Origin of the sequence: Pseudomonas sp. Xaverov 259, from assembly GCF_019352915.1 — a bacterium.
GTDB lineage: Bacteria > Pseudomonadota > Gammaproteobacteria > Pseudomonadales > Pseudomonadaceae > Aquipseudomonas.
Map to the genome: position 1 here is coordinate 35,687 of NZ_JAAAFV010000010.1, position 20,842 is coordinate 56,528.

At 59.2% G+C, this 20,842-nt stretch carries 19 protein-coding genes; 4 read left to right on the forward strand and 15 right to left on the reverse strand.

What is annotated here, in order from left to right; all coding sequences use genetic code 11:
* Nucleotides 1–57 precede the first annotated feature (57 nt).
* The 14 genes from K0H48_RS01750 to K0H48_RS01815 all read right to left on the reverse strand — a co-directional run bounded on the left by K0H48_RS01750 (nt 58) and on the right by K0H48_RS01815 (nt 16,272).
* Entirely contained in the window at nt 58–354 is a 297-nt protein-coding gene (locus K0H48_RS01750; protein WP_219266168.1) for a flagellar protein FliT, read from the reverse strand.
* Between the two features lie 25 nt (nt 355–379).
* Nucleotides 380–769: a flagellar export chaperone FliS gene (gene fliS / locus K0H48_RS01755; protein WP_219266169.1), complete on the reverse strand. Its 390-nt coding sequence runs from the start codon at nt 767–769 to the stop codon at nt 380–382.
* 112 nt (nt 770–881) lie between these two features.
* A complete protein-coding gene (fliD, locus tag K0H48_RS01760) occupies nt 882–2,246 on the reverse strand; it encodes a flagellar filament capping protein FliD (RefSeq protein WP_219266170.1) in 1,365 nt (454 codons plus the stop codon).
* Between the two features lie 82 nt (nt 2,247–2,328).
* Entirely contained in the window at nt 2,329–2,673 is a 345-nt protein-coding gene (locus K0H48_RS01765; protein ID WP_219266171.1) for a flagellar protein FlaG, read from the reverse strand.
* Nucleotides 2,674–2,745: 72 nt separating this feature from the next.
* Complete coding sequence (locus tag K0H48_RS01770; protein WP_219266172.1) at nt 2,746–4,503, reverse strand: flagellin; 1,758 nt, start codon at nt 4,501–4,503, stop codon at nt 2,746–2,748.
* A gap of 268 nt (nt 4,504–4,771) precedes the next feature.
* Entirely contained in the window at nt 4,772–5,701 is a 930-nt protein-coding gene (locus K0H48_RS01775; protein WP_219266173.1) for a ketoacyl-ACP synthase III, read from the reverse strand.
* Between the two features lie 279 nt (nt 5,702–5,980).
* Complete coding sequence (locus K0H48_RS01780) at nt 5,981–7,576, reverse strand: flagellar hook-associated protein 3 (protein WP_219266174.1); 1,596 nt, start codon at nt 7,574–7,576, stop codon at nt 5,981–5,983.
* Between the two features lie 14 nt (nt 7,577–7,590).
* Entirely contained in the window at nt 7,591–9,636 is a 2,046-nt protein-coding gene (gene flgK, locus K0H48_RS01785) for a flagellar hook-associated protein FlgK (RefSeq protein WP_219266175.1), read from the reverse strand.
* 10 nt (nt 9,637–9,646) lie between these two features.
* Complete coding sequence (flgJ, locus tag K0H48_RS01790) at nt 9,647–10,918, reverse strand: flagellar assembly peptidoglycan hydrolase FlgJ (protein WP_219266176.1); 1,272 nt, start codon at nt 10,916–10,918, stop codon at nt 9,647–9,649.
* Nucleotides 10,919–10,922: 4 nt separating this feature from the next.
* The gene (locus K0H48_RS01795; protein ID WP_225933067.1) at nt 10,923–12,011 is read right to left on the reverse strand and encodes a flagellar basal body P-ring protein FlgI; all 1,089 of its coding nucleotides are present in this window, start codon (nt 12,009–12,011) and stop codon (nt 10,923–10,925) included.
* 27 nt (nt 12,012–12,038) lie between these two features.
* Nucleotides 12,039–12,734, reverse strand: a complete 696-nt coding sequence (gene flgH, locus K0H48_RS01800) for a flagellar basal body L-ring protein FlgH (protein WP_056859744.1) — start codon at nt 12,732–12,734, stop codon at nt 12,039–12,041.
* A 53-nt stretch (nt 12,735–12,787) separates the two neighbouring features.
* The gene (gene flgG, locus K0H48_RS01805; RefSeq protein ID WP_056859743.1) at nt 12,788–13,573 is read right to left on the reverse strand and encodes a flagellar basal-body rod protein FlgG; all 786 of its coding nucleotides are present in this window, start codon (nt 13,571–13,573) and stop codon (nt 12,788–12,790) included.
* A 67-nt stretch (nt 13,574–13,640) separates the two neighbouring features.
* Nucleotides 13,641–14,381, reverse strand: a complete 741-nt coding sequence (locus tag K0H48_RS01810; RefSeq protein WP_138814473.1) for a flagellar basal body rod protein FlgF — start codon at nt 14,379–14,381, stop codon at nt 13,641–13,643.
* 328 nt (nt 14,382–14,709) lie between these two features.
* The gene (locus tag K0H48_RS01815; protein ID WP_138814472.1) at nt 14,710–16,272 is read right to left on the reverse strand and encodes a sigma-54-dependent transcriptional regulator; all 1,563 of its coding nucleotides are present in this window, start codon (nt 16,270–16,272) and stop codon (nt 14,710–14,712) included.
* Nucleotides 16,273–16,529: 257 nt separating this feature from the next.
* On the opposite strand from K0H48_RS01815, the gene phhA reads away from it, so the two are divergent.
* The 3 genes from phhA (at nt 16,530) to K0H48_RS01830 (ending at nt 18,983) form a co-directional block, all read left to right on the forward strand.
* Nucleotides 16,530–17,336 (forward strand): phenylalanine 4-monooxygenase, encoded by an 807-nt coding sequence (phhA, locus tag K0H48_RS01820; protein WP_219266177.1) that lies wholly within the window; start codon nt 16,530–16,532, stop codon nt 17,334–17,336.
* Nucleotides 17,337–17,433: 97 nt separating this feature from the next.
* Nucleotides 17,434–17,790, forward strand: a complete 357-nt coding sequence (locus K0H48_RS01825; protein ID WP_017134918.1) for a 4a-hydroxytetrahydrobiopterin dehydratase — start codon at nt 17,434–17,436, stop codon at nt 17,788–17,790.
* Nucleotides 17,790–18,983, forward strand: coding sequence for an amino acid aminotransferase (locus K0H48_RS01830; protein WP_219266178.1), 1,194 nt, complete (start codon nt 17,790–17,792; stop codon nt 18,981–18,983). Before K0H48_RS01825 ends, K0H48_RS01830 begins: the two co-directional genes overlap by 1 nt.
* A gap of 128 nt (nt 18,984–19,111) precedes the next feature.
* Here K0H48_RS01830 and K0H48_RS01835 read toward each other — a convergent pair whose 3' ends face one another.
* The gene (locus tag K0H48_RS01835; protein WP_017134916.1) at nt 19,112–19,921 is read right to left on the reverse strand and encodes a UDP-2,3-diacylglucosamine diphosphatase; all 810 of its coding nucleotides are present in this window, start codon (nt 19,919–19,921) and stop codon (nt 19,112–19,114) included.
* Nucleotides 19,922–20,058: 137 nt separating this feature from the next.
* Here K0H48_RS01835 and K0H48_RS01840 point away from each other — a divergent pair, with 137 nt between their 5' ends.
* Nucleotides 20,059–20,808: an AraC family transcriptional regulator gene (locus tag K0H48_RS01840; protein ID WP_219266179.1), complete on the forward strand. Its 750-nt coding sequence runs from the start codon at nt 20,059–20,061 to the stop codon at nt 20,806–20,808.
* Nucleotides 20,809–20,842 lie beyond the last annotated feature (34 nt).

A 20,842-nucleotide genomic window follows, 5' to 3' on the forward strand; every position in this document is an offset into this window, starting at 1 on the left:
TCAAAAATGCGAGCACAGTCAAATATATGACGCGCCGTTCGGATTAACTGAGCCAGTTCAGCCGAACAGATGGTAAACCTTTGACGCACTTTGCGCGCGGTTGATCTGCGACATCTCTTCGAAAATCGCCTGGCGTTCGCCGGTCGTCACTTCCAGCAACTGCTGATACACCGCCAGCAAACTCTCCAGCTTCTCGCGCAGCGCGTCTTCGTCTTCTGGCGCCTCGCTGAGCGCCTCATCAATCACCGCGCGGCAACCCAGGTCCAACTCGCCAACAGCTTCCCAATTGCGCTCAGCCAGCGCGCCGATAAGGGCTTCGCGGGTTTCGTCAATGCGCTGCAGTGTTTGGCTCATGATGTTTACCTCAAGGCTACCCGCCTTATTGTGGAGCGATGGCATCCCAGCCACTTTTCACGGTAATCAGCAACCGTGCGACTTCATCGATAACTTCCGGATCGTTACTCGCGTTGGCTTGCACCAGGCGTGTATTCATATACTCGTAAAGGCTGTCCAACTGCTGGATCGCAGCCGGGTCTTCAGCTTTTTCTTCATCCAGGCCCTGACGCAGGCCGGTAATGATGTCGATGGCTTTAGTGATCAACACGCATTTTTGCGCGACGTCGCCACGCGACATCGCGCCCTTGGCCTGCGCCAGGCGATCAAGGCCACCCTCCAGCAGCATCTGGATCAGGCGATGAGGGCTGGCCTCGGATACCTGAGCGTGGGAATTGACCTTCTGGTACTGACGAAGGGCTTTCATCGGATTCATGTTGCTACCTCGTTAAACGCCAAAAGGCGATTAGGTGTGCTCTAACCAGTTTTTCGACCATAACGTCAAAAACTTTAGCGCAGCCGCGACGGGCGGATCACCGCCCTACCCGTCAGGTCGACTTAGGATTGTTCAGCGAGTTGAGCGTGGTCATGATGCTGGAGCTGCTGGCATTGATCTTGGCGATCAATGTGTCCATCGCCGTGTACTTGGCGCTCAGGGACAATTGCAGAGCGTCCATGCGGCGATCCAGGTCAGCCTGCTGCACCGTCAAGTCGCTGAACTTGGTGTTCAAGTCCTTGACCCGCGAAGCCAGCGTGCCCGTGGTACCCACATAGCTATCGGTGGCTTTGTTCATGCGCGAGATCAAACCGTTGGTGCCGGTGAACAGCTTGGCGATATCGGTCGGGTTCTTCGCCACGGCGGCATCCCACTGCTTGTCATCCAGCGACAGCAAACCGGTTTTCTGGTCAGTGGTAATACCCATCTGCGACAGGCTGCTGATCGAGCCGCCGCCCGAACCGTTGACCAGCTCGCTGCGGATGCTCGACACCAGGTCGCGCATCGACGCATCACCCGTCAACGCACCGGCCGTGGTGGTCGCCTGGTCGCCGGTGGCGGTGACCTTGGTCTGCGCGTTGATCGCGGTCATCAGCGTGTTGTAGGCAGTCACGAACGACTGCACCGACGTCTTCAAAGTCGCCGTGTTGCTGGCCACGCTGACGGTGGTGGTCTTGCCCGTTTCCGTCGGTGCGACCAGATCCAGGGTCACGCCACTGATCGCGGACGTCACCGTGTTGCTGGTGGACTCCATCTTGATGCCATCGATGGAGTACTTGGCATTCACTGCCGCCGGGCCCTTGTCGTAGCCGACCGCGAGGTCCGCATCACCGCTCAGGGTGATATCAGTGCCGACGCCGCTGTTGGTGGAGCCAATGACCAGGCGCGAACCATTCGAGTCACTCAGCACGTTGGCGCTGATGCCCTGGGCCGAGAGCTGGGTGTTGATCGATTCACGGACCTGTTGCAGGGTCGCACCACCACTGATGATGACGTTGTAGCTCTTGCCCGACTGGTTGATCGTCAGGGTTTGGTTCTCTTCACCGGTGTTTGCCACGGCAGCCGCGCCCGTAAACAGCTTGCTGGTGACTTTCGAGGACGTCGCAAGGTTGTCCACCACCAGCGCGTACTTGCCGCTCGAGGCGCCATCGCCAAGGGTGACCTTGACGTTTTTGTCGTCGGTGGTCGTCGCCGCCAGGCCATTGAACGAAGCGGCGCTGTTCAACTTGGTGATTGCCGTCCGGTAAGCTTCCAGCGCACTTTTGACCGAGCCAACAGCCGACAACTGAGTGGTTGTGACCGTTTGCTGCTTGGTGATCTGGGACTGCTTGGGTGCTTTTTCAGCCCCAACCAGCGCCTTCACGATACCTTGGGTATCGTAGCCCGAACCCGGGCCGGTAATCGTTGAACTCGCCATTTGTTCTTCTCCTGTCCTGTGGCTGCCGCTTTCTTGGCGCAGTGTCGCCTATACGGCAATCAGAAACATGTTTCGTGCCAACTCAGGCCTTGCTGTCAAACAGCACGCTGCTGGCTTTGCTCAGGTCCTGCGCCAATTTCAACGCAGTCTCGGATGGAATCTGTCGAATCACTTCACCGCTGTCGGTCGCGATTACTTTGACCACAACACGACCGGTGGAGTCGTCGATGGAAAAGTCCAGGTTTCGCTGGGAAGCCTGCACAAATTCACGAATGTCGGTGACTGCTTTTTCCAGCGCCTGGCGCTGCGGCTCTACAGTGGCGGCCGAATCGGTCTCGGTTGCAGGACGACGCTGCGCCGCAACGGCGGCATTGGCCTGGGTCGTGCCAGCCGGGTAAGACGCGTTCAGCTTGATGCTCATGTCCATGTCATCACCTCATAACTGAAAAAACGGAAGGGCACGTAGACGTACCCTTCCGTTATCTAACCGCTACCGATATTACTGAAGCAGCTTCAGTACAGCGGAGCCCAGCTGGTTAGCCTGGGACAGGATGGCGGTGGAAGCTTGTTGCAGGGTTTGCTGCTTGGTCAGCTCGGCTGCTTCGGAAGCGAAGTCGGCGTCCTGTACGCGGCTACGGGCTGCGGTGGAGTTTTCCGAAATGCTTTGCAGGTTGGCCACAGTGCTGTCGAAACGGTTCTGAACCGCACCCAGCTGGGAACGCTGGCTGTCTACTTGCTGGATCGCACCTTCCAGAGCCTGGATGGTTTGCTGAGCGCTGGCAGCGTTCAGGATGCTGAGGTCAGCAACGGTGGTGTCCATTTTGACGGCGGCAGTTGTAGTTGCAGCGGCTGCGGTAAGACCCAGAGTAGTCAGGCCAGTACCCGCTTTGCCGTCGGCAACGGTGATGTCCTTGGTGGAGAACAGGCTCAGGGTGTTGTCAGCGTTTTTGCTGGCAGTCACACCGGTGCTGGCGCTGTTGATCGACGAAACGATGTCGGCCATGGTCGAACCAGAGGTGAACTTCACTTCGGTACCGTTCAGGCTAACCGAAGTATCAGCGCCCAGCTTGGCTTCTGTGGTACCAGCAGCCAGACCCAGTTTAGCCAGTGCACCTGCACCGCCGTTGGCAGCCGCGCCAGTACCGTTACCCAGTTTGATAGCTTTGCCGTCAGCCGAAGTCAGTTCCAGACGGCCTTCAGCGGACACAGAAGCCTTGACGCCAGTACCTGGAACAACAGGTGGGCCAGCTACGTCTGCGGTAGCGAGGTTGATCTTCCCAGCAATGGCAGCCAGGTCATCACCAACAGCCAGGGCAATGTTTTTGCCGTTGACGTTGATTTCAGCTTTGGCGTCAAGCTTGCCGCCTACGGCTGGAGTGATAGTAGTGGCGCCGCCAGTGGCAACAGCGCTCTGCAGACCACCGGCAGCACCCGCACCGATAGTAATTGCGGAGGCAGAGGTCAGAACCAGTTGGTTCGTACCCGACAGGGTTGCTGTCACACCGCTAACAGCACCAAATTTGGTCTGCGCCTGCGCAGCAGTGTCGCTGGCGAGAATAGTTACATCCGTACCATTTACTTTGAATGTGGTGTCGGTAGCAGGCGCCGCGTATACAGCGCCAGTCTGCACGAACGGAGAAGTAGTGCTCTTAGCCGGAGTACCGCCTGGCAGATCAACAGCGTTGGCAGTAACGGAAGCCGACAGAGTAGTGGTCAGGCCATCCGTTTTGGCTTCGCTGTAAGTACCCTTCAGGCCAGTAGCGCTCAGGTCGCTCATGCCGAACGAGATGGTCTGGTTAGCGTCAGAACCGATCTGGAAAGCTACGTTCTGGAACGAACCGTCCAGCAGGTTACGACCACCGAAAGTAGTGGTTTGGGCGATACGGGTCAGTTCACCGGATTTAGCGGTGAACTCTTGTTGCAGGGAAGCACGGTCAGCGTCGCTTTTATCACCGTTCGCGGACTGCAGAGCCAGTTCACGCAGACGTTGCAGAATGTTGGTGGACTCTTGCATCGCGCCTTCAGCGGTCTGGGCGATGGAAGTACCGTTGTTGGCGTTGGCGATGGCAACGGTCATGCCTTTGACCTGGGAGGTCAGACGGTTGGCGATTTGCATGCCAGCGGCGTCGTCTTTAGCGCTGTTGATTTTCAGGCCGGAAGACAGGCGGGTCATCGAGGTGCTCAGAGCATCACCGGCTTTGTTCAGGTTTTTCTGAACAGACAGGGAAGTGATGTTGGTGTTTACTGTTAAAGCCATGACGAAATCCTCGTGGGGTTGTTTACTGCGGCTTCCGGCCCTGGCAACCGCCGGGTGTGGCCTAGAGAACCTTCGTAATAGTTATCGTCGTGAAAGCAGGTTGCTTGAGGACTTTTTTGATTTTTTTTACTAGCACGGGGCCATCCTTTGTAATTCAAGCATTTACGATAGCCCAAAGCGCCGCAATTGCTGGGTTTTCTGGCGCCAAATAAAAAACGCCCAGGCTGTTTTCAGCCTGGGCGTTTTTATGTGCTGCGCTATTAGGGCATCACGGGCGATAGAGAATCGCCGAACCCCACGACAGGCCTACACCAAAACCGCTGATTGCCACGCGCTTCCAGGTAGCATCCATCACGTGCTTTTCCAGCAGCAGCGGAATGCTCGACGACACGGTATTGCCAGTCTCGACCATGTCCTTGATGAACTTGTCTACCGGCGCATCTTCAAAGCGCCGCGCCACGGCATCGACAATCGCCGCACTGCCCTGGTGAATGCAGAATGCATCAATGTCATCCGCCTTGAGCTCTGACTCATTGAGCAGTTCGTGCAAATGCGCAGGCACCTTTAGCAAGGCAAAGTTGAATACCTGGCGGCCATTCATAAAGAACACGCCGTCGCTGACCTTCAGGTGCGGTGCGCCGGAACCATCAGTGCCGAACTTGGACTTGCCCAGCAACCAGGGCGCGTCTTCGCCCATCCAGGTGGCGGTGGCGGCGTCGCCGAACAACATCGTGGTGTTGCGGTCTTCCGGGTCGACGATCTTTGAATACGGGTCGGCGGTGATCAACAGGCCGTTTTTCAGGCCAGCGGCTTCCATGAAGCCCTTCATCGCGTAAATGCCGTAGACGTAGCCGGAACAGCCCAGGGAAATATCGAAGGCGGCCACATGGGTCGGCAAGCCGAGCTTGTCCTGCACGATGGCGGCAGTGTGGGGCAAACCCTCTTCGTCGCCGTTCTGGGTCACGACGATCAGCGCGTCAATCGACTCGCGCTTCAAATCCGGGTTGCTGGCAAATAAAGCGTTGACCGCCTCGACACAAAGATCGGAAGTCTCCTGCGCGGCGTCCTTGCGCGGCAGGAACGCAGAACCGATTTTGCCGATGATGAACTCTTCATCTTTGGCGAACTTGGCACCCTGGGCGTAGTTATCAATCCCGTCGGCCGGCACGTAACTGGCGATGCTTTTTATGCCAATCATTGTGGCTTCCCAATACTAAATAGCTGGAGAACACCCCGCGAACTGCTTCGGGGATGCTGACAATAAAGGGGATAACCCCGCAAAAATCTCGTTGAAAGCCGCCGCACATGACCCCGTAGACGACTTATCCTTTTCACACGATACAGTGAAGATGCGCTTTATGACTCACAGGTCACTCAATTTTGTGTGCTTTGTGCAAAACGTTCAAACAATTGAGTCGCAAAAAAGACAACGGCCCACCCTGTTTCCAGGGTGAGCCGTTGGGTTGCTGCCAGCGGATCACATCTTGCTGAACAGGCTCAGCTGCGAGATTTTCACGAATGCCAACTGCGACGCTTGCAGCATGGTCTGTTGGAGCGTCAGGTTGACCGCCGCTTCAGCCATGTCCACGTTACCCAGAGAACTCATGGTCGAGGTATTGGCGATGCCCAAGCTGGTGTTCTCTTGCGTCTGGATATCCAGAGTGTTCAAACGCGCGCCAATGGAGCCCCGCACCTGGTCGATCTGGATCTTGGCGTTAGACAAGTTGCCGATGGACCTGGCCACTACGTCTTTAAGCTCTTTCTGCGCAAGCGGATTGCCATCTGACGGCGTTTCGAGGGTTTTACGCAACTTGCTCAGCGTATCGAGCACATTTTCGTTCTTGTTGCTGGTAGCCCCAATAGAAAACTGGTCGCCCTCTGCCGGCGCCGGTGCGGTGGTGACATCGAAGGTCACCCCGGCAGCCGTGATAGACGTCGCACCGGTCGCCAGCGTGCCGTTGGCGATGGATTTGCTGTCCGTCGTATAAGGCTGCGCGTACACGTTGTAGGCACCGGCAGCGCCAAACTTGACGATCACGCCAGAGTTGGGGAACGTGCTGGCGTAAGCCGCCGAATCAGTGACCTGCCCACCGCTCAACTGCGCCGTAGTCGGATTGCTCGGCGTACGGGAAACACTAAACGTGTCCGGCTTGACCGCCAGGCTGAAGGCTCGATCTTTGACCAACGCATCGGACGGCGCACCCGGCGCCACGTCTTTGCCCAGGCTCAGGCTGATGTCGAACTTGACGCCGCGCAGGCTAACGCTTGAGGCGCCTTCCTTGGTGGAGTCAAACGTGCCGTTGCCCGGAATCTCGGAGGTAATGTCCTTACCCGTATTATCACTTACGGTGTATTGCGTGCTGCTGACGAATGTCAGCTTATAAGGCTGGCCATCGGCAAAGCTGCTGCTGTAACTGGTGCCCGAAGCAATGAGCCCTGCCGAGATGGCCACTTTGCCGTCATCGACCGCTGGCGGCACAAGAATAGGCGTGGTCTGGGTGCGGCCGGTGTTCGCCGAATTTTCCAGCATGGTTTTCGCGGTATCGCCCATCGAGATCGACAGGTTCTGCGACACCTTCAGACTCAACGGCGTGTCGTCGCCCTGGTAACTGTAGGTGCCATCGTTGTTGCGAGAATACGGTGGCGTGTCAGTCTTGCTCCCGGAAAACAGATAATTCCCATTGGCATCCTTGGAGTTGAGTAAGCCCAGCACCTGGTCCTCGATGGAGCCAACCTCGGCGGCGATGGACTTACGGTCCGCATCACTGATGCCGACGTTACCCGCCTTCAACGCCAGCTCGCTGGCCTTTTGCAGCGCCGTGTTAATGCTGTCCAGCACATTGTCTTCGCTGCCGAGCGCGTTTTTCAGCGTGTCGATATTGCCGTTGAACTGCCCAAGCATGTCTTTCTGCTGCTGCAGCATCAACAGCCGCGCCGCCGCCACAGGATCATCGGCTGCCGTTTGCACGCGAACGCCGGAGCTTGCCTGATCCTGAGCCTTGACCACGCTGGAATAGTTATCCTGGTACTTGGCGGAGCTGGTCTCGAAATATTGCTGTGTAGAAATACGCATCGTCCCAGCCTCCTTTAAAGTGCGTTGATCAGCGTGCTGAAGGTTTCTTGCGCGGCCTTGATGATTTGCGACGACGCGGTGTAGTACTGCTGAAACTTGATCATGTCGCCGGCCTCGTCATCCAGGTTAACCCCCGACACCGAGTTGCGTGCTTCCTTGTTGGCGCTGAGCAACGCACCGGTGGCCGCAGTGTCTACGTTGGCTTGGCTAGCCTTGGCACCTACCGTCGAAACCAGTTTGCTATTGGCGCCCACCAGGCTCACGCCCGCGTTACCGTCGCCCATGCCCACACTGGCTTTGGTTTGCAGGTTCAGCAGTTCCTGGGCATTACGGCCATCTGATTTACCGCCGCTGTTAAAGGCAAAGGTGGTGCTGTCGCCGTCAGCCGGGGAGCCGTTGATGGTCGTGTCAAAGCTGAAGCTCTTGCCGGTGATAACCGCACCGCTGGCGTCACGCATCGGCACATTGACCGTAACCTTGTTGCCCTGCCCCGGAATGATGGTGCCGGAGCCAATCGGGTTACCCTGGGCGTCACTGAGACTATAGGACTGCGTGCCGTCGGCAGCCGCTTTGCCGAAGACCATTTTGACCGGCATCGAATTTTCGATACCGGCGCGCAATTGGGCCGTGTCGGCACCCCCATGGATATCCAGTGGCACGGTCAGGGACGGCTGTGTGAAGGTACCTGTACCCGAATTGGTCTTGCTGCTGGTACCCGACAACGGACCGGCAAAAGCCAGTTTGTTTGCATCAGTGAGCGCCACACCAATACTGCTCGCCCCGGTCGCCGTAGGGCTGACCTTGAAGCTGTCACCAAACGCCATCGCCCCCTTGCCGTCCAGCGCCAGGGTGAAGCCATCCATCTGCGGCAGTGGTGTAGCAGTGATATCAAAGGTACCCATCGCCTTGCCGTCCGAGCGCAACACAGTGACCTTATTAGGGTTGGTGTTGTCGCTGAAGGTCACCTTGTAGTCGAACGTGGTCAGCTTGCTGCTGTCGCTGATCGATACATTCAGGTTGCCCGCACCGGCACTGTTACCCGAAGCACCCTGGCTTCGCGTAGCAATCGCGGCTGCGCTGTTGATGTCTTTAAACAGGGAGATACCGAAGTCACCGTTCAAGTCCAGGCCTTGGCCGAGCTGGTTATTGATGGTGTCTGCCGTCGCGATGGCGATACGCCCAAGGTCGTTGATGGCCGGCATCAATGCATCACTGCGATAACGCAACAGGCCACCGATACTGCCGCCGGTGATCACCGAGCCCAAGTCCAGACTGGTGCCGCTCACATTCAACTGAATGGTGTACTGGCTGTTATCGGTTTTGCTCGGCACTGCCGAAATAGTATTGGAAATGCCCCCCTCCACTAGCGACTGGCCACTGCCGGTGGTGACACTGAACTGGCCATTCTTCTCGGTGGCCGTCACTCCGATCAACTCATTGAGCGAGCGTACGGCTTCGTTACGCGAATCGAGCAAGTTGGCCGGCGCGTTACCCGACGCGCCCTGAGCCTGGGAGATTTGTTTGTTGAGCGAAGCGATCGAGGAGGTCAGCTGATTGACCTGGTCACTCATACTGCTCAACTGGCTATTGATGGTTTCTTTCTGCTGCGTCAACTGCGTCGAGATCGCGTTGAAACGGCTGCTCAGGGTCTGGGCATTGGTCACCAGCAACTGGCGGGCCGACAGATCACTGGGGTTCGATGCCGACGTCTGCAACGTAGCGAAGAACGAACTGAGCACCGAAGACAGGCCGGTGGTCTTGTCAGACAGCACCTTATCAACCGCGCTGACCTGGTCCTGATAAGCCTTGGCATCGTTGTTCAGCGCAGTACTGTTCTGGTAAGCCGTGTCCAGGTATTCGTTGTACACCCGGCGCACGTCAGCCAGGGTGGTGCCGCTGCCGATGAACACACCACCGAACTGGTTCGACGCATTGGCGGTCTGAGCGCTTTGCTGGCGCGAGTATCCCGGGGTATTGACGTTGGCAATGTTGTTACTCAAGACCGACAACGAGCCTTGAGCGGCATTGAGTCCTGACATCCCGATACTGAGCAAACTCATGGTTCAGACCTTATAAATGTGTGGTTGCGCCAGCGGCAGCGAAATTCTGGTAACTGCTCATCGTTTTGGCGATCTGCGAAATCTTGCTGGCGTAGTCCGGGTCGGTTGCATATCCGGCTTTTTGCAACTCGCGTACAAACTGTTCCGGGTTGTCGGCTGATTTCACAACTTCTTTATAGCGATCATTGCTTTGCAGCAATGTCACGAGGTCGTGGAAGCTGTCCTGGTAGGAGTTATAGGAGCGAAATTGCGCCGTTTCCTTGACCATCGACCCATCACGAAACTCGCTGGTGATTGCACGCGCCTGGCCGCCCTGCCAGCTCTGCCCGGCCTTGATGCCGAACAGGTTGTGGCTGCTGCTGCCGTCCTCGGCGCGCATCACCGATTTACCCCAACCGGTTTCCAGCGCGGCCTGGGCCACCAGGTACTTGGGATCGACGCCGATGCGCGCAGCGGCCGCTTTGGCCATCGGCAGCATGGTGGCGACAAATTCATCCTGCGAGCTGAAGGCTTTTTTCGCCGGTGCCAGCGGCGGCTGTGCAATCGCGCGCCCGTAGACCTGCATGCGCCCGCTCGGCACGGCAAAATTACGCGCGGTGCTGTTGACCACATTATCGGTGGCGGCGCTGTTACGCAGTGGCGCACTCGCGGCCTGAGTAGCGGCCGGGGCGTTCGGCACGATACCGGCCAGCAGGCGATCGGTGAGCTTGCTCGGCAACGCCATGCGGCGCTGGTTCATCAGCTCCATGTCGTTGGTGTGCGCGCTGGCGCCTTGCGGCTCCGCAACGCGGTAAGCCCACAACGGCCGCTGGCCATTGGAGCGCCCCAACGGGCCATTCGCCTGGGTGCCGGCGGCGATTTCGGTCGGCACATCGACCTTCTTGGCCTTGACCGGCTCGGCCGCCGCCGGGCCTTGCAAGGTGGAAGACTGCGCCTCCACCGGCTTGTTCTTCTGCATCTGGCGCATCAGCACGTCAGCCAAGCCGATACCACCGCCTTCGCGGGACATCGAGACCGCCAGCTGTTGGTCGTACATTTCCTGGTACTGCTTGGCAGCCGGCGTGTTCAGCGGGTTGTCCTTGCCCAGCGCTTCGGTGGCCGAGCGCATTGACTTGAGCATCTCGCTCAGGAACAGCGATTCGAACTCCTGCGCCACTTTGCGCATGTTGCCTTCGCTGTTCTTGTCGGCGCCGACCTTGAGCTGGTTCAGCCGGTTGAGGTCGGAGTAAGACCCCGAATCCGCCGTGCTGGTGAACCCGCTTTTATGCATATCCATGGCCATGGCCTTAGATCACGATCAGGTCGGCTTGCAAGGCGCCGGCCTGTTTCAAAGCTTCGAGAATTGCCATCAAGTCGCCGGGCGCTGCGCCCACCTGGTTCACCGCGCGGACAATCTCATCCAGGGTGGTGCCGGGGCCGAATTTGAACATCGGCTTGGCTTCTTGCTGGGCATTGACCCGCGAGCGCGGTACCACTGCCGTCTGGCCATTGGACAGCGGCCCAGGCTGGCTGACGATCGGGTCTTCGGTGATGGTCACGGTGAGGCTGCCGTGGGTGACTGCCGCCGGCGAGACCTTGACGTTTTGGCCGATCACGATGGTGCCGGTGCGCGAGTTGATGATGACTTTGGCCACTGCCTGGCCCGGATCGACTTCAAGGTTTTCCAGGATCGACAGGTAGTCGACACGCTGGCTTGGGTCGAGCGGCGCCGTCACACGGATCGAGCCGCCGTCGATGGCCTGAGCCACGCCAGGGCCGAGCATATCGTTGATCTTGTCGACCACACGCTTGGCGGTGGTGAAGTCCGAACGGTTGAGGTTCAGGGTAAGGCTGTTGCCCTGGTTGAAACCGCTGGGCACGGTGCGTTCCACCGTGGCGCCGCCAGGAATGCGACCGGCCGATGGCACGTTAACGGTGATCTTCGAGCCGTCACGGCCCTCGGCGTCAAAACCGCCGACCACCAGGTTGCCCTGGGCGATGGCGTAGACGTTGCCGTCGATACCTTTAAGCGGCGTCATCAGCAAGGTGCCGCCACGCAGGCTTTTCGAGTTACCGATGGACGACACAGTGATGTCCACCACCTGGCCCGGCTTGGAGAACGCCGGCAAGTCGGCACTGATCGACACGGCCGCGACGTTCTTGAGTTGCACGTTGCCCGACCCAGGCGGCACCTTGATACCGAACTGCGAGAGCATGTTGTTGAAGGTCTGCAGGGTGAACGGGGTTTGGGTGGTCTGGTCGCCCGTCCCGTTAAGCCCCACGACCAGGCCGTAGCCGATCAATTGGTTGGAGCGCACGCCGGAAATACTGGCGATGTCTTTCAACCGCTCGGCGTGTGCCCCTGCGCTCAAGGCCAGCAATAACGCGGCAGCCATCAGCTGTTTGAGGTTCAAAATGGCCACCTAGAAAGGGAACAGCGGGCTAAGGAAGAAACGGTCGAACCAGCCCGGCTGACTCGCATCAGCAAACGAACCCGTACCCGAGTAGGTAATACGTGCATCGGCAATGCGCGTCGACGGCACGGTGTTGTCGGTGGAAATGTCATCGGCACGCACCATGCCGGCAATACGCACCAGCTCGTCGCCGGTGTTGAGGGTCATCCACTTTTCACCGCGTACGGCGATGATGCCGTTGGGCAACACATCCGCCACGGTCACGGTGATCGAACCGGTCAGGCTGTTGCCCTGCCCCGCCGCGCTCTTGCCGTTGGTGGCACGGTCGCCGCTGTAGCCGGCATTGAGGCTCAGGTCGCCATCGCCCAGGGGGTTATTGGTGGTCAGGCCACCACCAAACAGTGAGGTCAGGCCGATGCCGGTCTTGCTGGTCTTGCCGATCTGCGAGTTGGCGTTCTTGCTGGCCTGGGTCTTCTCGTTGAGGGTGATGGTGATGATGTCACCCACACGGAAGGCCTTGCGGTCGCTGTACAGGTTCTGTTCAAAACCGGCCTGGTAGATCGAGCCATTGTTGGCCGCCGCCGGCAACGGCGTGCGCGGCAACACCGGCGCGTAGTACGGGTCATTGGGTTTTGGCGACGGGGCGACACAGCCCGCGAGCACGGCGATCCCACTCAATGCCAGAACAGAAACATAGCGATTCATGACCCTTACCTCACGGTGTTGCAGGCGCCGCAAAAGGCGCCCCATAGACTTGATTACAGATTCTGCGTTACGAACGAAAGCATCTGGTCGGCGGTGGAAATCACCTTGGAGTTCATCTCGTAGGCGCGCTGGGTGGTGATCATGTTGACCATCTCCTCAACCGTGCTGACGTTGGAGGTTTCCAGGGTTTGTTGCAGGGTGGTACCAAAACCGTTGAGGCCCGGGGTGCCAATTTGCGGCGCACCGCTGGAGGCGGTTTCCAGGAACAGGTTGTTACCCATGGCCTGCAGGCCGGCCGGGTTGATGAAGTCGGCGGTTTGCAGGTTGCCGATCACTTGCGACGCCGGGTTACCGGCAACAGTGATGGACACGGTGCCGTCGGTGCCGACGGTAAAGGTCTTGGCATCGGCTGGAACCACCACCGCCGGCTCCAGCGCGAAGCCGTTGGCGGTGACGATCTGGCCATTGGAGTCGAGGTGGAAAGTACCGTCACGGGTGTAGGAGGTGGTGCCATCCGGCTGCAGGATCTGGAAGAAACCCCGGCCGTTGATGGCCATGTCCAGCGGCTGGTTGGTTTGCTGCAGGTTACCGGCGCTGAAGTTCTTCTGGGTGCCGACGATCTGCACACCGGTACCCAGTTGCAGGCCCGACGGCAGTTCGCTGTCCTGGGTCGACTGGGCGCCTGGCTGGCGCTTGATCTGATAGAGCAAGTCCTGGAACTCGGCGCGGTCACGTTTGAAACCCGTGGTCGACACGTTCGCCAAGTTGTTGGAGATGGTGGTCAGGTTGGTGTCCTGCGCGGCCAAGCCTGTTTTGGCAACCCATAGAGCCGGAAGCATAGTGTTCTCCTTCGTGCGCCTGTTTGTTGGCGCTGTGCTGCAAAATTAGTCTTCAGTGACGCTGCAATCAGCTCATTGCCAAAACGCGGGTCATGGCCTGGTCGTCTTCTTTAGCGCTGTTCATCATCTTGATGTGCAGCTCGAACTGCTTGGAGAGCGACAGCACGGCGGTCATTTCTTCCACCGCATTGACATTGCTCGCCTGCAGGAAACCCGAGGTCAGCCGCACGTTTGCGTCAGCTTGGGCCGGCTGGCCATCCTTGGTATGGATGGCGCCATCCAGGCCCTTGGTCATGTTCTTGAGGTCCGGCTGGACCAGCTTGATGCGGTCCACTTCAGCCATCACGCGCGGGCCTTCGCCCATGGCGCGGATGCTGATGGTGCCGTCAGCGCCCACTTCAATCTTCTGCTCGGGCGGCACGGCAATCGGGCCACCATTGCCCATCACCGGCATGCCGTTGCCGGCACGCAACACACCCAGTGCATCCACATTCATGCTGGCGCTGCGCACATAGGCTTCGCCGCCGTCCGGGGTTTGCACGGCCATCCAGCCGTCGCCGCTGACCGCCACATCGAGGTCGCGGCCGGTTTCAATCATGGCGCCCTGGGAGAAGTCGGTGCCCGGCCGTTCGGTCATGGCAAACGCCCGCGCCGGAAAGCTGTCACCGAACACCGGCATCGAACGCGCCTGCTCCAGGTCACGCTGAAAACCGTTGGTGGAAATGTTCGCCAGATTGTTGGCATGGGCCTTTTGCGCCAGTGCATTCTGGCTGGCGCCGGTCATTGCCACATAAAGGTACTTGTCCACGCTCTATCCTCTTTCTGACGGACGCTTGCCGCCCACCGTTGCTCTGATGAGGCTTAAGCAATTTGCGAACCAACTTTTGAAAATAGATTGAAGTCCATATGCGGCGGGGGTTTGCGGGGAGGCGTGGGGATTAGGTGGCAGGGATAGAGTCGAAAAAACGGCGGACTACTGCCGCCTGCGGCAAGTACCGGTCTTGAAAATGACAAGGATCAAATGTGGGAGCGGGCTTGCTCGCGAAGGCGGTGGATCAGTTACAGATGAATTAACTGACCCACCGCCTTCGCGAGCAAGCCCGCTCCCACAGTTTTAACCTCAGTGTGTCAGCGGGTTATTTATCGGTCTTGAGGATTTCGTAATCGCGCAACTTATTCGCGATAGTGGTGTGCGACACACCAAGGCGCTTACCCAACTGCCGACTACTCGGATGCTCGGCATACAAAGCCTCCAGCACCGCCTTTTCAAACCGCCCAACGATATTTTCCAATCCGCCTTCCAGGGAAAAATCGCCAAGCGGCTGACGCACCCCATAATCCGGCAAGCGAATATGCTCGGCCTTGACCATTCCGCCGTCGCACAAAGACACCGCCTGAAACAACACGTTTTCCAACTGCCGCACGTTGCCCGGCCAGTGGTAGTGACTGAGCCGGTCCATCGCCGCCGGCGCCAGCTTGGGCAACGGGCAACCAATCTGGCGGCTGGCCTGATCGAGAAAATGCTCAACCAGCGGCGCCAGGCCGTCCAGGCATTCACGCAACGGCGGGATATGCAGCGACAGCACGTTGAGCCGGTGATACAGGTCCTGGCGGAATTCGCCACGCGCACAGAGTTCCGACAAGTCCACCTGGGTCGCGCAGATCACCCGCACATCCAGATACACCTCTTCATCACTGCCCACCCGGCGAAAGCAGCCGTCCTGCAAAAAGCGCAGCAATTTCACCTGCAAGCGTGCGCTCATTTCCCCCACGCCATCGAGAAACAACGTACCGCCCGCCGTCAGCTCCAGCAGCCCCAACTTGCCCTCGGCCCGAGCGCCTTCAAACGCACCGGGGCCATAGCCGAACAACTCGGTCTCGGCCATCGACTCCGGCAGGCCCGCGCAATTGAGCGCCATCAAGGGTGATTGCCCGCGCGGGCTGGCCAAGTGACAAGCGCGTGCCAGCAACTCTTTGCCGGTGCCGGTTTCACCTTCTATTAATAGCGGCGCATCCAGCGGCGCCATGCGCCGGGCCTCGCGCACCACGGCGGCCATGACTTTGGAGCTTTGGAAAATACTGTCGAAGCCGCGCAGTTCTTGCTTGCGCACATTGTAGATACGCTCACCCACACGGTCCGCACGGTGCAGGGTCAACACGGCGCCGGCCATGGCCTCGCTGTCGTCGTGCTCGGAAGATTGCAGCGGCGCGATATCCGCCAGAAACACGTCACCCTTGACCTTGACCCGCAGGCCGTTGATGCGCGATTTGCTCGCACGCACCAACTCCGGCAGGTCGAAATCCTCGGCATAACGCGACAGCGGAATGCCCGGCACCTCGTCCACCCGCACCCCGAGCAACTGCGCCGCCGCGCGGTTGGCGGCGACGATGGAGCCGCCCATATCAATCGACAACACTGGAAACTCCAGGGCGCCGAGCAGCGCATTGAGCTCCATATGCCGACGCTCGCTGGGCATCAGCCCTACCCGTTTAACCCCAAATACCCCGGCAATCGCTTCGAATTGCGGGCGCAGCGCCTGGAACTGCATGTTCACCAGGTTGGGGCAAAACAGGTAAATGGCGTTGCCATGTTCACCACCCACCTCGCCTTTGGCGACGTTGACGCCGTACTCCACCAGCAGGTTGAGGATGTCCCGCAGGATGCCGATACGGTTCTGGCAGTGCACTTTAATACGCATTAAAAAACCCAAAAGGTGGGAAAGCGCCGCGTCTTTTTGCCGCTGGGCGCAGATAGTCGTCAAGATTATGTGACAGCTTGTGAGCTTTTCACAGCCCAATACACCGATAGGTCGGCATACCGTAACGAAAAGTTTACAAAAAGCGGTAACTTTTCCTACAAGCAAGCGCTGCAGCCAGATGGAATCCAACGCTTTGCGGGTTATCAATAGGCTCATCGCAGGACATAACAAGAACGAATGCCTAGCAGGAGAGCCGTATGAAGCAGACGCACTACGTGGCCCGCGAGCCCGATGCGCAAGGTTTTATCCACTACCCGCCGGAAGAACACGCGGTGTGGAACACCCTGATCACGCGCCAATTGAAAGTGATCGAGGGGCGCGCCTGCCAGGAATACCTGGACGGCATCGACAAACTCGGCCTGCCCCTGGACCGCATCCCGCAACTGGGTGAGATCAACAAGGTGTTGGCCGAAACCACCGGCTGGCAAGTTGCTCGCGTACCCGCACTGATCCCGTTCCAGACCTTCTTCGAATTGCTCGCCAGCAAACAGTTTCCGGTGGCGACCTTTATTCGCACCCGCGAAGAACTGGACTACCTGCAAGAGCCGGATATTTTCCACGAGATCTTCGGCCACTGCCCGCTGCTGACCAACCCTTGGTTTGCCGAGTTCACCCACACGTACGGCAAGCTCGGCCTGGCGGCCACCAAAGAGCAACGCGTGTACTTGGCGCGCCTGTACTGGATGACCATCGAGTTCGGCCTGGTGGACACCCCGCAAGGCCGGCGCATCTACGGCGGCGGCATCTTGTCGTCGCCTAAAGAAAGCGTGTATTGCCTGTCGGATGAACCCGAACACCAGGCCTTCGACCCGCTGGAAGCGATGCGCACGCCGTATCGCATCGACATTCTGCAACCGCTGTACTTCGTATTGCCCGAGCTTAAGCGCCTGTTTGAAGTGGCGCAGGAAGACATCATGGGCATGGTCGAGCGCGGTATGCAGTTGGGTCTGCATGCCCCGCTCTTCACCCCGAAGGCAGCCCCACCGAAACCCAAGGTTGCTTGAACCTTACATTTTGAGGCCAGGTGCATCTGTTACCTGGCCGCGCGTTGCTTTAGGGTAACGCCCACTGATCTCACTCTTTCGAATTCAGGACACCCCCATGACCACCTTGAACCAAGCCCACTGCGAAGCCTGCCGCGCCGATGCCCCGCAAGTCAGCGACGAAGAGCTGCCGGTACTCATCAAGCAGATTCCCGACTGGAACATCGAAGTCCGCGATGGCGTGATGCAGCTGGAAAAGGTTTTCCTGTTCAAGAACTTCAAATTCGCCCTGGCCTTTACCAACGCCATGGGTGAAATCTCCGAAGCCGAGGGCCATCACCCAGGCCTGCTCACCGAGTGGGGCAAAGTCACCGTGACCTGGTGGAGCCACTCGATCAAAGGCCTGCACCGCAACGACTTCATCATGGCCGCGCGCACCGACGAAGTGGCTAAAGACGCCGAGGGCCGCAAGTAATGCATTTTGATGCCATTGGCCGTGTGCCCGGCGATCCAATCCTCGGGCTCATGGACCTGTATGCCCAGGACGCCAACCCGAACAAGTTCGACCTGGGCGTGGGCGTCTATAAGGACGACCAGGGCCTGACGCCGATTCCGCACTCGGTAAAACTGGCCGAACAGCGCCTGGTGGACACGCAAACCACCAAGACTTACATCGGCGGCCACGGCAATGCGGCCTTCGGCTCGCTGATCAGTGAGCTGGTGCTGGGCGCCGATTCCGCGCTGGTTCGCGAGCGGCGCGCGGGCGCCACGCAAACCCCAGGCGGTACTGGCGCGCTGCGCCTGAGCGCTGACTTTATCGCACAAAACCTGCCCGGCCGTGGCGTATGGCTGAGCAACCCGACCTGGCCGATCCACGAAACCATCTTCGCCAAGGCGGGGCTCAAGGTCAGCCATTACCCGTACGTGGGCGCGGATAACCGCTTGGACGTGGGCGCGCTGCTCGCAACACTGGCCACAGTACCCAAGGGCGACGTGGTGTTGTTGCATGCCTGCTGCCACAACCCGACCGGTTTTGACTTGTCCCAGGATGACTGGCGCCAGGTGCTGCACATCGTGCGCGAACGGCAATTGCTGCCATTGATCGACTTCGCCTACCAGGGCTTTGGCGACGGCCTCGAGCAGGACGCCTGGGCGGTGCGGTTGTTTGCCGCCGAACTGCCGGAAGTGCTGGTCACCAGTTCCTGCTCGAAAAACTTCGGCCTGTACAGCGACCGTGTCGGCGCGCTGATCGTGTGCGCGGCAGACGCCGAGAAGCTCACGGACGTGCGCAGCCAACTGGCGAATATCGCGCGCAACCTGTGGTCGACACCGCCGGATCATGGCGCCGCCGTGGTAGCGACCATCCTGGGCGACGCCGAGCTGAAAAAGCGCTGGAGCGATGAAGTCGAGGCCATGCGTTCGCGCATTGCACAACTGCGCTCCGGGCTGGTGGAGGCGCTGGCGCCCCACGGGCTGGCCGATAAGTTTGCGCATATTGGTGCGCAGCGTGGGATGTTTTCCTATACCGGCTTGAGTGCCGAACAGGTCAAGCAACTGCGCGAAAAGCACAGTGTGTATATGGTCAGTTCAGGGCGTGCGAATGTTGCCGGCATTGATGCCACGCGTCTGGCATTACTGGCCGAGGCTATCGCCGACGTCTCGAAATAACTGAAGAAATCCAATCAAATTGTGGGAGCTGGCTTGCCTGCGATTACGGAGTGTCAGTCACTGAATAAGCTGACTGAACAACCGCTATCGCAGGCAAGCCAGCTCCCACTTTTGAATTGTGTTGATCTTTAGCCCGCCACCATCTCGGCTTTGAGCAGCGCCTCTTTAGCCTGCGCATCCGCCAACCGATACAATTCGATACTGCCATCCCAGTGCTCGATCAACGCGGTGCACGACTCCACCCAATCGCCGCAATTGAGGTAGTCCACCTCGCCCACCTTGCGAATCTCGGCATGGTGAATATGCCCGCACACCACGCCATGCAGCTCGCGCTTGGTCACCTCATGGGCGATCGCCTCTTCGAAATCACTGATAAAACTCACCGCCGTCTTGACCTTGTGTTTCAGGTACGCCGACAACGACCAGTAGCCATAGCCGTACCGCGCACGCCAGTGGTTGAGCCAGCGGTTCAGTGTGAGGGTGAACTCGTAGGCCGAATCACCGAGGAAGGCCAGCCAGCGGTGGTAACGGGTGATCACATCGAATTGATCGCCGTGAATCACCAGCAGGTGACGGCCGTCGGCGGTGACGTGCACGGCCTCGTCCACCAGTTGGATATTGCCCAGGATCAGCTTGGAGTAGCGCCGCAGGAATTCGTCGTGGTTGCCGGTGACGTAGATCACCTCGGTGCCGCGCTTGGCCATGGTCAGCAAGCGGCGGATCACATTGGTGTGGGCCTGGGGCCAATACATGCCGCCGCGCATTTTCCAGCCGTCGATGATATCGCCCACCAGGTAGACCTTGTCGGCGTGGTAGCCCTTGAGGAACTGCGACAGGTGCTCGGCCTGGCAATCCCGGGTGCCCAAGTGCACGTCGGAGATCCACAGGGTACGAACCCGTTGTTTGCGGCTGGGTTTGGCGAACTCGGCACTGGTCATGGGCATCCCTCGACGGTGTTTTCGCGAGCTTGCGCCCAGGCGGTTAATAGCCCATGACAACTGTGCGTCAGTCTGATGACAGCGCTCGCAGCCCTTCAAGCGTTGTAGACTGCAGGCCTGCTGCCCAGGAGACCGCGATGAGACCGACCCTCACGCTGCGCCACTACATTGAAGAGCCGCTTGCCCACAGCCATGACCACGCACAGCTGGTGTTCGGGCTGTCGGGTCACTTGGACCTGGAAGTCGATGGCCTCGGCAGCCAGGTGCACGCCAGCAGCGTGATGGTGCTGCCCTTCTCGGCCCACCACGCCTGCGGCAGCCGTGACGGCAGCCGCTGCCTGGTGCTGGACGTTCCCGACGAGCATTGGGTGGCGCAGTCTTTGGGCGAACATGCCGACACCAGCCGCCGCCTGCTCGAGCAACCGGCGCGACTGACACTGGACGCCCGGCAAAGCCAGTTGGTGCAATGGCTGGCACACAGCCCGGTGGATGACGCGCTGATCGCCCAGCAAGGCGCCGTGTTGCTGTTGGCCAGTCTCAATCATCCGCAGGCCCAACCGATACCGGGCAAGCGTTTGCCGTATGCGGCGTTCAATGCGCACATCGAACGCCATGCTGCGCGCCCGTTGCAAGTGGCCGACCTGGCACGTATCGCCGACCTCTCGGTGGCGCGCTTGCATGCACGCTTTATGGCCGAGTGCGGGCAAACACCGATGGACTACCTGCGTAGCCGTCGCCTGCACATGGCGTTGAAACTTTTGCGCGAGACGCCTCTGCCCGTTGGCGAAATTGCCGAACGCGTCGGCTACGCCTCACAAAGCGCCTTCTCTGCCGCCATGTTGCGTGAATTTGGCGCATCCCCCGGCGCCTTACGCCGCTCATCGTAAGCGTCAACTCTGACCGCCCGGGCGGCTGATCCCA

Excerpts from the sequence above, each read along its gene's own strand:
- K0H48_RS01750 (WP_219266168.1), bottom strand. The coding sequence starts at position 354 with ATGAGCCAAACACTGCAGCGCATTGACGAAACCCGCGAAGCCCTTATC.
- fliS (WP_219266169.1), bottom strand. The coding sequence starts at position 769 with ATGAATCCGATGAAAGCCCTTCGTCAGTACCAGAAGGTCAATTCCCAC.
- fliD (WP_219266170.1), bottom strand. The coding sequence starts at position 2,246 with ATGGCGAGTTCAACGATTACCGGCCCGGGTTCGGGCTACGATACCCAA.
- K0H48_RS01765 (WP_219266171.1), bottom strand. The coding sequence starts at position 2,673 with ATGGACATGAGCATCAAGCTGAACGCGTCTTACCCGGCTGGCACGACC.
- K0H48_RS01770 (WP_219266172.1), bottom strand. The coding sequence starts at position 4,503 with ATGGCTTTAACAGTAAACACCAACATCACTTCCCTGTCTGTTCAGAAA.
- K0H48_RS01775 (WP_219266173.1), bottom strand. The coding sequence starts at position 5,701 with ATGATTGGCATAAAAAGCATCGCCAGTTACGTGCCGGCCGACGGGATT.
- K0H48_RS01780 (WP_219266174.1), bottom strand. The coding sequence starts at position 7,576 with ATGCGTATTTCTACACAGCAATATTTCGAGACCAGCTCCGCCAAGTAC.
- flgK (WP_219266175.1), bottom strand. The coding sequence starts at position 9,636 with ATGAGTTTGCTCAGTATCGGGATGTCAGGACTCAATGCCGCTCAAGGC.
- flgJ (WP_219266176.1), bottom strand. The coding sequence starts at position 10,918 with ATGGCCATGGATATGCATAAAAGCGGGTTCACCAGCACGGCGGATTCG.
- K0H48_RS01795 (WP_225933067.1), bottom strand. The coding sequence starts at position 12,011 with ATGGCTGCCGCGTTATTGCTGGCCTTGAGCGCAGGGGCACACGCCGAG.
- flgH (WP_056859744.1), bottom strand. The coding sequence starts at position 12,734 with ATGAATCGCTATGTTTCTGTTCTGGCATTGAGTGGGATCGCCGTGCTC.
- flgG (WP_056859743.1), bottom strand. The coding sequence starts at position 13,573 with ATGCTTCCGGCTCTATGGGTTGCCAAAACAGGCTTGGCCGCGCAGGAC.
- K0H48_RS01815 (WP_138814472.1), bottom strand. The coding sequence starts at position 16,272 with ATGCGTATTAAAGTGCACTGCCAGAACCGTATCGGCATCCTGCGGGAC.
- phhA (WP_219266177.1), top strand. The coding sequence starts at position 16,530 with ATGAAGCAGACGCACTACGTGGCCCGCGAGCCCGATGCGCAAGGTTTT.
- K0H48_RS01825 (WP_017134918.1), top strand. The coding sequence starts at position 17,434 with ATGACCACCTTGAACCAAGCCCACTGCGAAGCCTGCCGCGCCGATGCC.
- K0H48_RS01830 (WP_219266178.1), top strand. The coding sequence starts at position 17,790 with ATGCATTTTGATGCCATTGGCCGTGTGCCCGGCGATCCAATCCTCGGG.
- K0H48_RS01835 (WP_017134916.1), bottom strand. The coding sequence starts at position 19,921 with ATGACCAGTGCCGAGTTCGCCAAACCCAGCCGCAAACAACGGGTTCGT.
- K0H48_RS01840 (WP_219266179.1), top strand. The coding sequence starts at position 20,059 with ATGAGACCGACCCTCACGCTGCGCCACTACATTGAAGAGCCGCTTGCC.